1 protein-coding gene is annotated in these 615 nt (G+C 62.4%); it reads right to left on the minus strand.

The genetic code is table 11. The features are described 5' to 3' along the window. Positions 1–39 precede the first annotated feature (39 nt). On the minus strand, positions 40–615 hold a 576-nt coding region (locus tag XarbCFBP7408_RS22100; protein ID WP_146093843.1), incomplete at its 5' end, for an IS3 family transposase.

The raw sequence follows: 615 nt of genomic DNA on the forward strand, positions 1-615 counted from the left end.
TGAACCGCCCCGGGTTTCTCGGAGGCCGTTTGGTTTGAGTCAGGCCGCCTCGGCCTGACCGGTTTGCTGCCGATCGTAAGCCGCTTCGGCTTCCGCTGGCGGCATGTATCCGATCGGCCCCAGCAGTCGTTTGTGGTTGTACCAGTGCACCCAGTCCAGCGTGGCCAGTTCCACCTGCTCGCGATTGCGCCACGATCTACGATGGATCACCTCGGCTTTATACAGGCCGTTGATCGTCTCGGCCAATGCGTTGTCATACGAGTCCCCAACGCTGCCGACCGACGGTTCGATCCTGGCCTCGGCCAGCCGTTCGCTGTAACGGATGCTGACGTATTGCACGCCACGGTCGCTGTGATGGATCAGTGTCTGGTCTTCGCGTCGCTGCCGGGCCTGCAAGGCCTGCTCCAGCGCGTCCAAGACAAGCTCCGTCGTCATCGAGCCGGACACTTTCCAGCCCACGATACGGCGGGCGTATACATCGACCACGAAGGCCACATACACCATCCCCTGCCAGGTCGACACGTAAGTAAAATCGCTCACCCACAGCGCATTCGGCCGCGTGGCATGGAACTGCCGGTTGACTCGGTCCAGGGGGCACGGCTGCGCCTTGTCGCT

The sequence above is a fragment of the Xanthomonas arboricola pv. guizotiae genome (assembly GCF_002940205.1).
In the GTDB taxonomy this organism is placed as follows: Bacteria; Pseudomonadota; Gammaproteobacteria; order Xanthomonadales; family Xanthomonadaceae; genus Xanthomonas; species Xanthomonas arboricola_C.